15 protein-coding genes and 1 other RNA gene are annotated in these 14,002 nt (G+C 42.9%); 9 read left to right on the top strand and 7 right to left on the bottom strand.

What is annotated here, in order from left to right; genetic code table 11:
- Window positions 1-43 precede the first annotated feature (43 nt).
- Together NAF01_RS12885 and NAF01_RS12880 are read right to left on the bottom strand one after the other, a co-directional pair.
- A complete protein-coding gene (locus NAF01_RS12885) occupies window positions 44-1,237 on the bottom strand; it encodes an MFS transporter (protein ID WP_226618146.1) in 1,194 nt (397 codons plus the stop codon).
- A gap of 1 nt (window position 1,238) precedes the next feature.
- Window positions 1,239-1,628 carry a MarR family winged helix-turn-helix transcriptional regulator gene (locus NAF01_RS12880; RefSeq protein WP_226618147.1) on the bottom strand — a complete coding sequence of 130 codons (390 nt, stop codon included), beginning with the start codon at window positions 1,626-1,628 and terminating at the stop codon, window positions 1,239-1,241.
- 401 nt (window positions 1,629-2,029) lie between these two features.
- On the opposite strand from NAF01_RS12880, the gene NAF01_RS12875 reads away from it, so the two are divergent.
- The 4 genes from NAF01_RS12875 (at window position 2,030) to NAF01_RS12860 (ending at window position 5,200) form a co-directional block, all read left to right on the top strand.
- Window positions 2,030-2,749, top strand: coding sequence for a GTP pyrophosphokinase (locus NAF01_RS12875; protein ID WP_226618148.1), 720 nt, complete (start codon window positions 2,030-2,032; stop codon window positions 2,747-2,749).
- Between the two features lie 14 nt (window positions 2,750-2,763).
- Window positions 2,764-3,189 carry a DUF5392 family protein gene (locus NAF01_RS12870; protein ID WP_048011292.1) on the top strand — a complete coding sequence of 142 codons (426 nt, stop codon included), beginning with the start codon at window positions 2,764-2,766 and terminating at the stop codon, window positions 3,187-3,189.
- A 13-nt stretch (window positions 3,190-3,202) separates the two neighbouring features.
- Window positions 3,203-3,811, top strand: a complete 609-nt coding sequence (locus tag NAF01_RS12865) for a TetR/AcrR family transcriptional regulator (protein ID WP_250800360.1) — start codon at window positions 3,203-3,205, stop codon at window positions 3,809-3,811.
- 123 nt (window positions 3,812-3,934) lie between these two features.
- Window positions 3,935-5,200, top strand: coding sequence for an L-lactate MFS transporter (locus NAF01_RS12860; RefSeq protein WP_250800358.1), 1,266 nt, complete (start codon window positions 3,935-3,937; stop codon window positions 5,198-5,200).
- A gap of 41 nt (window positions 5,201-5,241) precedes the next feature.
- Here the strand turns inward: NAF01_RS12860 and NAF01_RS24985 are convergent, their stop codons facing one another.
- The 5 genes from NAF01_RS24985 to NAF01_RS12840 form a co-directional block, all read right to left on the bottom strand.
- Window positions 5,242-5,370 (bottom strand): zinc ribbon-containing protein, encoded by a 129-nt coding sequence (locus tag NAF01_RS24985; RefSeq protein WP_258750365.1) that lies wholly within the window; start codon window positions 5,368-5,370, stop codon window positions 5,242-5,244.
- 12 nt (window positions 5,371-5,382) lie between these two features.
- Window positions 5,383-5,598 (bottom strand): heavy-metal-associated domain-containing protein, encoded by a 216-nt coding sequence (locus NAF01_RS12855; protein ID WP_197249829.1) that lies wholly within the window; start codon window positions 5,596-5,598, stop codon window positions 5,383-5,385.
- A 6-nt stretch (window positions 5,599-5,604) separates the two neighbouring features.
- Complete coding sequence (locus NAF01_RS12850) at window positions 5,605-6,111, bottom strand: helical membrane plugin domain-containing protein (protein WP_250800356.1); 507 nt, start codon at window positions 6,109-6,111, stop codon at window positions 5,605-5,607.
- A complete protein-coding gene (fdhF, locus tag NAF01_RS12845) occupies window positions 6,086-9,076 on the bottom strand; it encodes a formate dehydrogenase subunit alpha (RefSeq protein ID WP_250800355.1) in 2,991 nt (996 codons plus the stop codon). The genes NAF01_RS12850 and fdhF overlap by 26 nt, the downstream gene beginning before the upstream one ends.
- 504 nt (window positions 9,077-9,580) lie before the next feature.
- Entirely contained in the window at window positions 9,581-9,997 is a 417-nt protein-coding gene (locus NAF01_RS12840; RefSeq protein WP_250800353.1) for a YhfM domain-containing protein, read from the bottom strand.
- A gap of 102 nt (window positions 9,998-10,099) precedes the next feature.
- On the opposite strand from NAF01_RS12840, the gene ssrS reads away from it, so the two are divergent.
- The 5 genes from ssrS (at window position 10,100) to NAF01_RS12815 (ending at window position 13,714) form a co-directional block, all read left to right on the top strand.
- Window positions 10,100-10,296, top strand: a non-coding RNA gene (gene ssrS, locus NAF01_RS12835) — 6S RNA.
- Between the two features lie 259 nt (window positions 10,297-10,555).
- Entirely contained in the window at window positions 10,556-10,696 is a 141-nt protein-coding gene (locus NAF01_RS12830) for a hypothetical protein (RefSeq protein ID WP_175609081.1), read from the top strand.
- Between the two features lie 105 nt (window positions 10,697-10,801).
- Window positions 10,802-11,779 (top strand): ring-cleaving dioxygenase, encoded by a 978-nt coding sequence (locus NAF01_RS12825; protein ID WP_250800351.1) that lies wholly within the window; start codon window positions 10,802-10,804, stop codon window positions 11,777-11,779.
- A gap of 108 nt (window positions 11,780-11,887) precedes the next feature.
- Window positions 11,888-13,126, top strand: a complete 1,239-nt coding sequence (locus tag NAF01_RS12820; RefSeq protein ID WP_250800349.1) for an MFS transporter — start codon at window positions 11,888-11,890, stop codon at window positions 13,124-13,126.
- Between the two features lie 150 nt (window positions 13,127-13,276).
- A complete protein-coding gene (locus NAF01_RS12815) occupies window positions 13,277-13,714 on the top strand; it encodes a VOC family protein (protein WP_250800347.1) in 438 nt (145 codons plus the stop codon).
- Window positions 13,715-14,002: the final 288 nt, after the last annotated feature.

The following is a 14,002-nucleotide window of genomic DNA, read 5'->3' as shown; positions in this document are numbered from 1 at the left end:
AAGCCATGGGCGGCAAGGCTCCATGGCTTTTAATTATTTTGATTTAAGCTGAAACAGATGTGTTTATCTTCTTTAAAGCTGCAGATTCCTTCTTCCCATGCAGGAAATAATATAAAATAGCTGACAATAATACAAACACGGCCATCATTCCATAGAGTTTGCCATAGCCTGTAACCGGAATAATGAACCCAAGCAAATAGGGCCCAAATCCCAGGCCTGCATCAAGAAAAATGAAGAACGTTGACGTTGCCAATCCCATCCGATGTGCCGGTGTCAGCTTGACGGCCACGGCCTGGGTGCAGGACTGCATGTTTCCAAAGCCAAGCCCAATAAGCGCACCAGCCAAAAGCAGTGTGAAACTGCTGTTCGCCATGCTGAGCACAAACATGCCTGCCGCAAAAAAGATAAAAGCGGGGTACATCACATAATTTGCTCCTTTAAGATCCATCAGCCGCCCGGTAAATGGACGTGAAACCAGGACTGCGGCAGAGTATATCAGAAAGAAAAAGCTTGCAGCCTTTACTAAATCGACCTCTATCGCGTAAAAGTTGATAAAAGAGAGGACGCCGGAATAAGCAAATGCAATCGCGAGCGTGATAAATGCGATCTTAATCGCTTTTGGCTCAATAAAGCTGGAAAGCTGAAAACCGGGCTTCTTTCCATCTGAGGTTTCAACGTTCGGAACATATAAAAAGAAGGATGTTATTAGGGCAATTATGCCGATGGCCAGGCAGAAGGCAAAAATCACTTGGAAAGAAACTTTTTGCATCATCAATAAGCCAATAAATGGCCCAACAGCTGTCGCCAGTGTTGTACTCATGCTGAAGTAGCCAATTCCTTCCCCCTTGCGTGCTGCAGGAATAATTTGTGCCGCAATGGTTCCAGTCGCGGTGCTTGCCACTCCTAAAGCAATGCCGTGTATAAACCTGGTAATCAGCAGAAAAGCAATTCCAATGTTTACGAAATACAAAAGAGTCGTCAGCGTAAAAAAGATCAACCCGATAAAAAGTGTTTTCTTGCGTCCAATTTTATCAATGGCCCTCCCGATATAAAGCCTGCCAATGAGCGTTCCAATAATAAAGATGCCCGTAACAAGCCCGGCCTGGCTGGTTGTGGCACTATAGTAATCCACTGCAAAGACAGCAATGGTCACCATCAGCAGATAGAAAATCAATGTTAAGAAAAAATTAACCGATGAAACAATAATAAAATCCTTTGTCCAAAGCTTCGAATTCAATTTATAACTCTCCCTGCATTAAATTTTTGCGGATTAGGCTCATCATACGAATTCCCTCCAGCTGTTCCTCCTCTGAAATTCCTTTTAAAATTTCCTGTTCGAATTCATCGATTGTGGCTCGGACTTCCTGATAAACCTTTCTGCCGGCATCGGTCAGCTGCATTCTTTTTTCCCGTTTGTCTTTAGTCGGAACAGGTTCTAAATAGCCCATTTCCTCCAATTTTGCAATCGTCCTTGTCACCGTTGGTTTTTCAACACCAAGGTAATGGGAAAGCTCCACCAATGTAACGGAACCATCATTATACATGTAATACATGATGGACCATTGAGCCCGGTATAATTGATGCTTGCTTAACTCAGTATTCAGCCTATTTTCAAATGGTCGATACAATAGTACAAGCTGATGAAAAAAACGCTGGAATGTTTCGATCTTAATAACCTCCTAAATAGTTACTTTGAGTAATAGTTATCTAGAGTAACTAATTATCTATCCATTATACAGCTCAAAGTGATGACATGTAAATAGGCTGAGCTTTGTTTCTAAAAGAGCTATCCATTAATTCAAAAGAAGGCAAATTTGTGACATTGTGTCATATCCGGTTGACGTATGACACGATGTCATATACAATTCAATTGTAATGATGACACATTGTCACATCGAGGTGAAAGCATTGTCCAAAATTCAATTGCTTATTGCTGAATTGCAGAAACAGGGAGTAAATGCATCAATGTGCAAAAAGCCATCCAATATTAAGCCTCTGAAAAATAAGGCGAAAATTCAAAGGAGCCCATATGGTCACCAATATGCCTGAGCAAATCTCACTAAAAGAACTAAGGACAGATTTAGTGCGTTTTATGATGTCCTACAAGTTCGCATTGGAAGAAATAAACACCAAAATAAATATCCTGAAAGAAGAATTTCAGTATGTGCATGACTATAATCCGATTGAGCATGTAAAATCACGAATTAAATCACCAGAAAGTATGTTTAAAAAGCTGCAAAGAAAAAAATTGGAGATTTCCTTAGAATCCATTCAGCAAAATATTCGGGATATTGCGGGCGTCCGCATTACATGTTCGTTTGTGTCCGATATCTATAAAATCAAAGCCATGCTTGAAAGCCAGAAAGATATAACCGTGCTCGAATGCAGGGATTATATTCAGCATCCTAAGCCAAATGGCTACCAAAGCCTTCATCTGATTGTCCAGATCCCCATTTTTATGTCTGACAGGGAAGAGCTGGTTCCTGTGGAGATTCAAATACGGACGATTGCGATGGATTTCTGGGCGAGCCTCGAGCACAAGATTTACTACAAGTACAATAAAGAAATTCCGCAAAGAATAGTGATAGAACTGAAAGAGGCAGCTGACACAGCTTCACGCCTCGATCGGAAAATGGAGAATCTCCATGATGAAATGATTGCTTTAAAACAGCTTGATGATGACGAAGCCATGACTTTTTCGCCTGAAAGCCTGCAATTTCTTCTGGGCCATAAAGGGATTAAAACTTAAAGGAGACGAAATAAATGCAAGTGTGGACAGATATGCCGAATTTCGTAAAAAGAGAGCTTGAGCAGCTTGAAGAAATAGTATCTCCCATCATGAAAAAAGCTTCCAGATATATTTTTTGGTCTACACCCTTGATTATTCTGTCACTAATCAATCTCATGACCTTGTTTTTCACCGTTCAGGATGAGAAAACATCGCCGGCAGCCATTCTGATTTACGCGATTATTGGTGCGCTCGGTTTCGCACTTTCTAAAGAAGGGAAGCATCAGCAGCTGGAAATTCAAAAACTGAGCTTACAGTACATGAAAGAACGGATTTCTAAAAGCCAGTGGGCTTCTGACCCTATTAAAACGAGATATCAAGCATTGATCAATGAGAACCCCAGAAAGGCTGTCCCTTATTTTATCCAATTCTTAAAGGAGGAAAAAAGAGACTGGCAATAAGGAGGAACAAAATTTGCCGAAAATTACTTTTTTCAATTTGCCTGAAGACAAACGGGAAAACTTAGTTCTAGCGGCCAAAAAGGAATTTGCCCGCGTCCCGCTTTATCAGGCATCCATATCCAATATCATAAAAGATGCCAAAATCCCGCGTGGCAGCTTTTACCAGTATTTTGACGACAAAGAAGATGCGTTTTTCTACTTATTAAATAGCCATGTGTCTGCTTATAAGATGCACTTTCTTGAAATGCTCCAAAAAAATAATGGTAATATTTTTGATGCGATGATTGATTTTTATACAGCCATTATTACAGAAGAAAAAGAAAATCTGCAGTTTTTGAGGAATTTGTTTCTTAATATGACGCACCGGATCGAAAATGTTATGGCAAGAAGCTTCGGGGAAAATGACCTGAATGAAAATTTTAAGAAAATCAGCAATCTGATTAATAAGGATCGGCTGAATATTCAGGACGAGCAGGAGCTTTTTCATATGATGCAGATTATTTCTTCTGTAACGTTTCATAATATCGTTAAAAAATTTGCGGGGGAGCTGCCATTCGACGAAGCTGTCCAAAATTACAAAAAAGAAATCTATTTACTGAAAAAAGGGTTCGTATCAGAATGATTTTCAGAAAGCCTGTCTCTAAAAGGATTAGAGACAGGCTTTTTTGGGAAGGTAAAAAATAGCATGGAGCTTATTCCTTATTAGGGGAATAAATAAAACAATATTCAGGGAAAGGGGTTATTTATGACGAACAAGAACAGATGGCTGATTGCCCTTTCAGCCGTCGCCATTCATTTATCAATTGGTTCGGTCTATGCATACAGCGTTTATCAAAATCCATTGAAAGAAACGCTAGGCTGGGAAAAGACCGATATCTCACTGGCATTTACCATTGCCATTTTTATTCTGGGAATTGCGGCAGCCTTTTTTGGCCGGTTTGTAGAAAAGCGGGGGCCAAGAGTGTCAGCAATGATTGCTGCTGTCTTCTTTGGAATTGGGATTATTGGATCCGGGTTTGCCATTCAATTGGAGAACTATATCCTATTCCTGATTTTCTTCGGTGTCATTGGGGGGCTGGGTCTCGGCTTTGGCTATATTGCACCTGTCTCTACACTGGTAAAATGGTTTCCTGACAGAAGGGGACTTGCCACAGGGATGGCAGTTATGGGCTTCGGTGCAGGGGCCCTCATTACAAGCCCGATTGCCAGCAGATTAATGATTGCCACATCAATTCCGACAACCTTCTACATCCTTGGAATCAGTTATTTTGTACTGATGATTTTAGGAGCGCTTTACATCGCTAAGCCGCCTGAAGGATGGGCACCTGAAGGAATGGAAGAGAACAAGGAAGAGAGGCCGGTAAAAGCGGACCTGGCACAGATGACTGCCAATGAAGCAATTAAGACGAAGCGTTTCTGGCTGCTTTGGTTTATGATGTTCATCAATATTTCTGCAGGCATCATGATTCTCTCCGTTGCCGCACCAATGGCACAGGAAATCACTGGAGCCAGCGCCATCACCGCAGCTAGCATTGTAGGCATTATGGGCCTCTTTAATGGAGGCGGAAGAATTGGCTGGGCGTCTGCATCCGATTATCTTGGAAGAGGAAATACATATATGACCTTCTTCCTGATCCAGGTTGCTGCATTCTTCATTCTTCCATTCATCACAAACTCGTTTGTCTTTTCTGTTTTCCTCTATATCATTGTTTCATGCTATGGGGGCGGATTTGCATCGCTTCCGGCCTTTATCGGAGACCTGTTTGGAACCAAACAGCTTGGCGCGATTCATGGCTATCTGCTTACATCGTGGTCGATCGCCGGTGTGGTCGGACCTATGCTTGTCTCGAGCATCTATGAAAATACGCAAAGCTATACGATTACCTTCTATGTATTTGGCACCATGCTTGCCATCGGCTTCATTGTTTCCCTGCTGATGAAGCGCGACATCAAGAAAATCAGAACGGCTAAGAAAGAAAAAAGAACAAGCGGCCAGCTTGTGACTGAATAAAGAGAAAAGCTCCTGCCGGGTCAGCTGGCAGGAGTTCTTTTTTATTTTTCGAATGAAAATGGATGAACGCGGTCATTAGAGCAATCCGGGCAGATAACCAGCATATCAAGACTGTATTCCTCTTCTTCCGTTTCCTCTATGTGCCCGCAGATTTCACAGACCTTTGCCAAAGTAAAACCCCCTTAATCATCACTTGATAGAATATTATATCCGCAGTCTTTAATAGCCTGTTCAAAATCCATGAAGGAAGCAGCATCTTCATCAAATGAAATAACTGCTTCACCACTCATGGAATTCAGCTTAATCTTCCGTACACCCCAGACATCATACAGAGCTTTGCTTAGTTTTTCTTCATCCGTCTGATTCATGTTTTCAATAGATACTGTTCGAGTAATCATTAAAAATCACTCTCCTGTTTTATAATGACTGTGCTCTTTGCCCATTTCCCTGCCCATCCCTTTGAGAAAACCGAGCATAGAATTGATGGCCAGATTAATATCAGGATCACGCAGCGCTTTCATAAGCCCGAGCACACCGGTCTTTTCATTCCTTTTCATCACTTCTGCCGATTCATCAAGGCCTTTTGTGACAGCACTCATCATGATATTCATCTGCTGCGGATCGAGGGAGCCCAGAAAATCGACGGTATTAAAACCGTTGCGGATGATATTGTGCATGTTCGGCTGGTTAACCTGGTCAATCGCAATGGCAGCCACTTTTTCTTTCGAATGCAGAAATCCCTGGATAATATCAAGTATTCCAGACTTTTGCAGCTGTCCGATGATATCGATGGCACTTGAGAGGGCCTCACGATTCTGGCTGAGCTGTGTTAAAAGACCCGCTATATCCTGTGTTTGCTCTTCCTCGGCTGAAGGCTGAACCAGTTCAATTTGCTTGATCGCTTTCGCCATCGTAGATACCCTCCTTTTTCAGCATTTCCGGAATGGAGATGAAGTCGTCCCGGCTCCATTTTTTCTCTGTTTCGACGCCAATATGCGGCTGCGGGTTGCCAAACCTGAAGTTGTGATGAGGAAGCGGTGAATCGCCGTCCCGTTCCAGCACTTCCATTTTCACCTGCATTTCCTTGTAGTTCGGCGTATGGGTAATTTTGTCATGATAGCTGCTGGTTAGCTTGTTGACTGCTCCCATTCCTTCAGTTGAATGCATCGGCAAATACAGTTCTTTCCCCTTAACCTGATCTGTCACCCATACTTTTACTTTGACATGGCCGTAAGGGGAGGTGAGTCGCACAAGACTGCCGGTTTTGATGTTCCGCTCGTCTGCCAGTTCAGGAGAAACCTCCAGCCATAGCTCCGGCACCTTATAGGAAATTCCTTCGGATTGATAGGTCATATTGCCTTCATGGAAATGCTCCAGGATTCTTCCATTGTTCAAATGAAGGTCATATTCCTCTCCGGCTTCAAAAGGAGGAGTCCAATCCACAGTAATTAAGCGGGCTTTTCCATCCGGAAAATGAAATTGATCCTTGTAGAGTAAAGGTGTATCCGTTCCATCCGGAGCAACAGGCCAAACAAGACTTTCCCAGTTTTCAAGTCGCTTGTAGCTGACACCGGCAAAAACAGGCGAAAGCTTAGCGGCTTCATCCATAATTTCACCTGGATCGTTATAATGCCAGTTTGCCCCAAGCTTGTTGGCCAGCTCCTGAAAAATGAGCCAATCCGGTTTGCTGTCTCCGAGCGGCTCGAAAACTTTATTAAATCGCTGGATCCGCCGCTCTGTATTCGTGAAGGTGCCGTCTTTTTCAAGGCTTGGCGCTGCCGGCAGAATCACATCCGCAAATTGGGCCGTCTTGGAAAAGAAAATATCCTGCACGACAAAGAAATCCAGTTTTTCAAAGGCTTGGTGAACATAATTGATATTCGAATCCACAAGGCCCATTTCTTCGCCAAAAAGATACATTGCCTTTACTTTGCCAGCCTGGATGGCTTCTACAATCTGATGATTGTTGAGACCAGGGTTTATTGGAAGTTCTGTGCCCCAGGCTTGTTCAAAGCGGGTGCGTATTTCGTCATTTTCTATTGGCTGATATCCCGGAAGCCAGGTAGGCATTGTCCCAAAATCACTCGCACCCTGCACGTTATTGTGGCCGCGCAGAGGGTAGGCGCCCGCACCCGGCTTGCCAAAATTGCCTGTAACTAAAAGCAGGTTGCAAATCGCGGTGCTTGTATCCGTGCCGCCTAAGTGCTGGGTAACACCCATGGCCCATAAAATGCATGTGCCTTTAGCATCATGAATCATTTCAGCCATTTTGATTAGTGTTTCTTTTGCGATCCCGGTTGTTTCTTCCGCATAATCCAGCGTGAATTTTTCAAGGGACTTTTTGTATTCATCCACTTGATTCACACGCGTGTTAAGAAATTCACGGTCTTCCCATCCCTGGTCAAAAAAGTATTTCGTTACAGCTGAAAGCCATACAAGATCCGTGCCCGGTTTCGGATGGATATGCAAATCAGCCCGGTCCGCCAGATCATTTTTCCGAAGGTCAGCTACAATCAGCTTCTGGTCTGCCAATTTATGCGACCGTTTGATTCGGGTTGCCAGAACAGGATGTGATTCTGCCGGGTTCGCCCCGACAACAATAATTAAATCCGAGCTGGCAATATCCTTCATCGTACCTGAGTCCCCGCCAATGCCAACTGTGCGGATGAGCCCCATCGAGGCAGGTGTCTGACAGTATCTTGAACAATTATCGATGTTATTCGTTTTAAAAATGGCCCTGGCAAGCTTCTGGAACAGATAGTTTTCCTCGTTGGAACACTTGGAAGATGCGATAAAGCCGAGGGCATCCGGCCCAGTTTCTTCTTTGATGCCTGTGAATTTCTCCGCAATTAAAGAAAGAGCCTCATCCCATGTCGCTTCATAGAATTTTTCGCCTTTTCTGATTAGGGGCTTGGTGAGGCGCTCTTTGCTGTTTACAAAGCTCCAGCCGAATTTTCCCTTCACACAAGTTGAAATCCCATTAACAGGGGCTTCAGGTGAAGGCTGGATTTTGAGAATCTCCCGGTCTTTCGTCCAAACCTCGAAGCTGCAGCCGACTCCGCAATAGGTGCAGACTGTTTTGGTGCGCTTAATACGGGCTTCCCGCATTGCTGCCTCTACATTGGATATAGCAAAAATCTCTTTATAGCCTGGCTCAACTTCTTTTGTTAAATCAATCATCGGCTCAAGAAGCGGCTTTGGAATATTCGTAAGATAGCCTGCTTTGCCGAGCATCGATTTCTCCATTAATGCATTGCATGGGCACACCGTCACACAATGCCCGCAGGATACACAAGAGGATTCATTAATCGGCACATCATTATCCCAAATCACACGCGGCTGCTCCCGGTCCCAGGCAATGCTCAGCACCTCGCTCACCTGCAGATCCTGGCACGCTTCCACACAAAGACCGCAAAGAATGCATTGATCAGGCTCATAGCGGTAAAAAGGATTCGAATTATCCTGCGGGTACGGCTTTGGCTTAAATTCATATTTCTGATGCTCAATCTTAAAATGCTCGGCAGTGTTATGCACCACACAGTTTCCATTATTGTTATCACAAACCGTGCAGTATAGCTCATGATTTTTTAATATGCGGGACATTCCTTCAAGCTGTGCTTCCTTTGCCAGCTCCGACACCGAACTTACTCCTAGATCCGGTTCGGCTTTAGTCGCACAGGACCTTCTCAATTCGCCATCAATCTCCACGTAGCAGGTATCGCACGTCTGAATGACGCCAACCCCTAAATCCGGCTGGGAAGAACAAATCCCCGGGAGAAAGTGTTTATGATCCCGCGCCGCCTCAAAAATCGACTGTCCCGGCTTTGCTTGGATTTCTTTTTCATCCAGGTAAAAGGTGAATTTTTCTCCGTCCATAATACACCACCGCCTATTCATTTCGTTCTATTTAAAAAGTATTTGTTAAAAGTGGGAAATGTATTACAAAATGGGCTGAATTGGCAGTGGGATATACTTATGTAGAACACTATTGAAGAGTGAGGAGAAAACGGTCGCTATAGAGGATTTATGTCGACCAATATAGGAGAGGCAAGGAGGAAATGGTCGTTCTAGAGAGATTATGACGTCCAAAATAGGAGAGACGCAGATAAAATGGTCGCTACAGAGGGTTCATGACGCCCAAATTAGGAAGACGAATACAAAATGGACATCATAGAGCAATCATGACGCCTAAAATAGGAGCGCTGCGTAGGAAACGGTCGCCATAGAGGAGTTATGACGTCCAAAATAGGAGAGGCGAGGAGAAAATAGTCGTCCTAGAGCAGTCATGAAGCCCAAAAAGAGTAAGACCCGGAAAAAACGCTCCCCAAAAGGATTAATACAGCACTAAGCAGAAACAAAACTAAAATACACATCTGCTTTTCAGTTATTATTTAGGAGTTCTCTAAGGGCTTGGCCATTTTTTTTGTCTAAGGTTCCTAATGTATTTTTTTCTCTGTGAAAAATTGCTGCAGATCCGTCTTTCTCACTGAACCATATGGAATACTCAGTCAATCTCTCTGGCATATTTTTATCATAAGTAAAGAATACAGTGGCTATCATATCTTCTTTTTCAGCCATCTGGGGCTTTATGTCCCGCTCCCATTCAATTCTTGAGATTATCTTTCTTAGGGATATAATCTTCTCTTTTTCTGTAATGATGAATTCTTTTTCACTTTTTTCTTCTGAAATATCAACTCTAGTCAGCTGCTTCAGGTCAAATTCATTGGAGGCATCTTTAGAACATCCGATTAATAGTAAGATGGTCATAATAGATAAAATAATTGGGTTTTGTTTCATTTAATATCCTTCGTTCAACAATAATTTCTTAACCCCTTTTCATACAATAAAAAACCTGAGCATGCCCATTGAAAAATTACTCCGTATCCGTTAATATATAAATACAAGCTGCATTGTGCGTAATCATAATAAAGTTTTAACCTTTAAGCTGTAATAGGGAGTTTTACATTGAAACGGGAATGACAGGCCTCCGTCTATAAGACAAGGAGGACAGGCAGGAATGTTTCTGCGAACACCCACTTTGAGGAGTGGTGGTTTAAAACTTTCTTATCATTATTTACGGCAATGGCGGCTGTACATACTGTAATCAAACCAGTTCCCAATGGGAGCTGGTTTTTTTTTGCGTTTAGAAATTAAAATTATGGTTAAACCAAGATAAAGTGAAACTTCACTCAGTGGGGGTTTTCCTTATTCCCCACTGAGTGTTAGTTGAACCAATCGGGCCTTTACGGGCAGTTTGACCCCCACTTATCCTCTTTTAATTCCTCTGAGTCTTGAAGTGGGGGTCTTACTGCCCGTTAGACTGCGATAAACGGCACATGAACAGGAGATGGAATAATGAAGGAAGTTACGGAAAAAAGATATTGCGAAGTCTGCGGGAAAGAAACGGTCCACATCGCCAGGGAAGATGCACTGGAAATCGAATACATCTGCAAGGAATGCAATCATGAGGAAGACATTATTAAATCCTTTTTCTAAGGCCCCAGGTAATATTGACACCAGCAATATACCGTGATAAAGTAAAATTATCTCGAATTAAAGATATTTTATTTTAAGATAGATAACAAAGGGGAGGAAGTCCACTTGAATCAATTAAAAGGCATTCACCATGTTACAGCCATCACCAGCAGTGCAGAAAAAAATTATGAGTTTTTCACATATACATTAGGAATGCGTTTAGTAAAGAAGACCGTCAATCAGGATGATATTCAAACCTATCACTTATTTTTTGCAGATGATACAGGAAGTCCCGGAACGGATATGACATTTTTTGATTTTCCAGGGATTCCGAAGGGCTCTCACGGAACAGATGAAATATCGAAAACGTCCTTCCGGGTTCCGACAGATGAAGCGCTCGATTATTGGGTAAAGCGATTTGACCGCTTAGAGGTTCCCCATTCCGGCATCCAGGAGCAGTTCGGTAAGAAGACTCTGTCATTCACAGATTTTGATGATCAAAAATATCAATTGATCTCGGATGAAGCCAATAAAGGAGTACCATCAGGAACGCCATGGCAGAAAGGGCCAATCCCGCTGGAGTACGCGATCACAGGTCTGGGGCCGCTTTTTGTAAGGGTTGCTCAATTTGATTATTTTAAGGAAATGATGGAAAAAGTGCTGCACTTTAAGGAAATCGCTGAAGAAGGAGATTTCCATTTGTTTGAAGTTGGCGAAGGCGGAAATGGGGCACAGGTGGTTGTGGAATATAATCCATCTCTTCCGCAAGCACGCCAGGGTTACGGAACCGTCCATCATGCTGCATTCCGCGTGGAAGATAAATCTGTTCTTGAGGAATGGGATCAGCATTTGAGAGGCTTTGGTTTCCAGACTTCAGGTTTTGTCGACCGCTTCTTCTTCGGTTCTTTATATTCCCGGGTTGCTCCGCAGATTTTATTTGAATTCGCAACGGATGGACCTGGGTTCATGGGGGACGAGCCTTATGAAACACTTGGTGAAAAGCTGTCACTGCCGCCATTCCTTGAGCCGAAAAGGGACCAGATCGAAAGCTATGTCCGTCCGATCGATACAGTAAGAAGCACGAAGGATTTTGTAAAAGAATAACCAGGCCAAAGGCACCTGTCAGTCCACCGCTTTAACGCAGTGGGGGACAGCTGCCTTTTTTTAGGGTATAATGGAGGGTATTCTTTATAAAATTAGGAGCAGAGTGAAGTGGAGAAACATAACAGCAAATACAGGTGGCTCGTCTTTGGCGCGGTTTTATTTGCATACTTTTTGATCGTGAGCCAAAGGACAGCCCCTGGTTTAATTACTGATCAATTAATGAAGGAATTTGGCGTGACAGCTGCGGCCATTGGGCTTCTGACGAGCATCCAATTTTTTGCCTATGCCAGCCTCCAGGTTCCGATTGGGATATTATCCGACCGTTTTGGCCCTAATGTATTTTTAATCGCCGGAACTCTTCTGAATGGAATAGGGACGTTATTTTTCAGCTTTGCCGCAAATGAGTACATTCTCTTCGCGGCAAGGATGCTGGTTGGAATAGGTGATGCAACGATTTGGATTAATATTGTCATCATTTTAGGCAGATGGTTTAAGGTAAATGAATTTGTGAAGCTGCTTGGCTTTGCAGGCATGTCGGGCAGCTTTGGATTTTTGCTCGCGACTGTCCCATTTTCCATTTGGATTTCAATATGGGGCTGGCGTATTCCGTTTTTGGCAGTCGGCATTATTTTGACCATTCTTGCCGTATTGCTGTATATCATATTAATCTGGCAGCCTTCCCGAATGGGCATAGAGCGTAAAAAACCTAAAGATAAGAAACAGCCAAAAGAAAAAACAGCAAGCATATTAAAGAGAATTTTTTCTGATCGCCAGGCATGGGCCACGTTCTTCTGCCATTTTGGCCTGGTCGGCACTTATGTCGGTTTCATCGGGTCGTGGGCTGTTCCGTATGGCATGGACATGTATAATCTGAGCCGTTCCGATTCCAGCCAGCTGGTTATGATCGGATTGTTTGGTGCCATCATTGGTGCACCGTTAATGAGCTTTCTATCAGGCCGGATGGGCAGCATCAAACGTCCTTATCTTTTTGCCCACACAATCGCCGTCCTTGGCTGGGCAACTTTTCTGTTATTTCAGGGTAAGCCTCCATATCCGCTCCTGATCGTTCTTTTCCTGATTATGGGTTATGGTAATGGGGCAAGTACGCTGACGTTTGCGATTGTCAGAAAATCATTTGACATTCGGGATGTAGGTGTCGTTTCAGGATTTGCCAACACCGGCGGATTTCTGAGCGCAGTTCTGCTGCCATTTATCTTCGGAAAGGTTTTGGATACATTTGAAGCAGGCTACCAGTATGGATTTATTATACCGGTCATCTTCTCACTGATGGGACTGATGGGCGCTGGGTTAATAAAGGAAAAAGTACGCCAATTGGCTAAAGGATAAAATAAGGGGACAAATTGTTACAGAATAATTATAGTTTATGCTTATCAAAAAATTCGCTGTATAGGCTTATTTAACTATCATGGTAGTAATCTGCAAACAGTTTGTTGAATAATTCTGTGAAGAGCACATGATCTCAAGGAGGTATTAGATATGAAGATTAATAGAATAGATCATGTCAGTATAAACGTAAATGATCTTTCAGAGGCTAAAGCGTTTTTTCTTGATTTAGGACTTGAAGTACAAGCGGAATGGGAATTGGATGGAAAACAGTTGGACAGAATAGTTGGGCTTAATGAAGTTAAAACGGCATGTGTTGGATTAGGGATGCCGGATGGTCAGGCATGGATAGAGTTGGTCAAATTTTATACGCCTTCAGATGAAAGAGATATTCAGCAGCCTTTTGCAAATACGCTGGGTATCCGACATATTTGCTTTGCTGTTGAAGATATTGAAGCTATTGTTGCAAAACTAAAACAGAAGGGCACGGAAACCTTTAGTGAGATACAGCAATATGAAGAAAGTTATAAGTTATGCTACGTTCGTGGTCCAGAGGGAATTATTTTAGAGTTGGCGGAGAAAATTAAATAGACAGACGATATACTGACATATATAGAGAAACACTTTCACTTATCTAAACACGCTGAAATTTCAGATGGGACGACTGTCTTTTTAGAAACAGTCGTTCTGTCTCCTAGTTGGACAAACGGGGGCATTAGCTGAAAAAAAAGGGAACCTCGACAAATGATGGTTCCCCAAATTTATTACATATTAATCAACATCTGAATTTAACAGAACCATTTAAAAAAGTAATCAATGGGCTATACTGCTGTCTTTGAAGGACAGCTGAAACATCCCATGGAAGCTGACAAATCCGTC

The sequence above is a fragment of the Cytobacillus firmus genome, from assembly GCF_023657595.1.
GTDB lineage: Bacteria > Bacillota > Bacilli > Bacillales > Cytobacillaceae > Cytobacillus > Cytobacillus firmus_B.
The sequence above is the reverse complement of the archived record's forward strand: the minus strand, read 5'-3'. Positions and strand labels throughout refer to the sequence as shown.

What these genes read in the sequence shown, in the direction of transcription:
- NAF01_RS12855 (WP_197249829.1), bottom strand. Translation starts at nt 5,598, where the DNA reads ATGATTACTCGAACAGTATCTATTGAAAACATGAATCAGACGGATGAA.
- NAF01_RS12875 (WP_226618148.1), top strand. Translation starts at nt 2,030, where the DNA reads ATGGTCACCAATATGCCTGAGCAAATCTCACTAAAAGAACTAAGGACA.
- NAF01_RS12840 (WP_250800353.1), bottom strand. Translation starts at nt 9,997, where the DNA reads ATGAAACAAAACCCAATTATTTTATCTATTATGACCATCTTACTATTA.
- NAF01_RS12860 (WP_250800358.1), top strand. Translation starts at nt 3,935, where the DNA reads ATGACGAACAAGAACAGATGGCTGATTGCCCTTTCAGCCGTCGCCATT.
- NAF01_RS12815 (WP_250800347.1), top strand. Translation starts at nt 13,277, where the DNA reads ATGAAGATTAATAGAATAGATCATGTCAGTATAAACGTAAATGATCTT.
- fdhF (WP_250800355.1), bottom strand. Translation starts at nt 9,076, where the DNA reads ATGGACGGAGAAAAATTCACCTTTTACCTGGATGAAAAAGAAATCCAA.
- NAF01_RS12850 (WP_250800356.1), bottom strand. Translation starts at nt 6,111, where the DNA reads ATGGCGAAAGCGATCAAGCAAATTGAACTGGTTCAGCCTTCAGCCGAG.
- NAF01_RS12870 (WP_048011292.1), top strand. Translation starts at nt 2,764, where the DNA reads ATGCAAGTGTGGACAGATATGCCGAATTTCGTAAAAAGAGAGCTTGAG.
- NAF01_RS12830 (WP_175609081.1), top strand. Translation starts at nt 10,556, where the DNA reads ATGAAGGAAGTTACGGAAAAAAGATATTGCGAAGTCTGCGGGAAAGAA.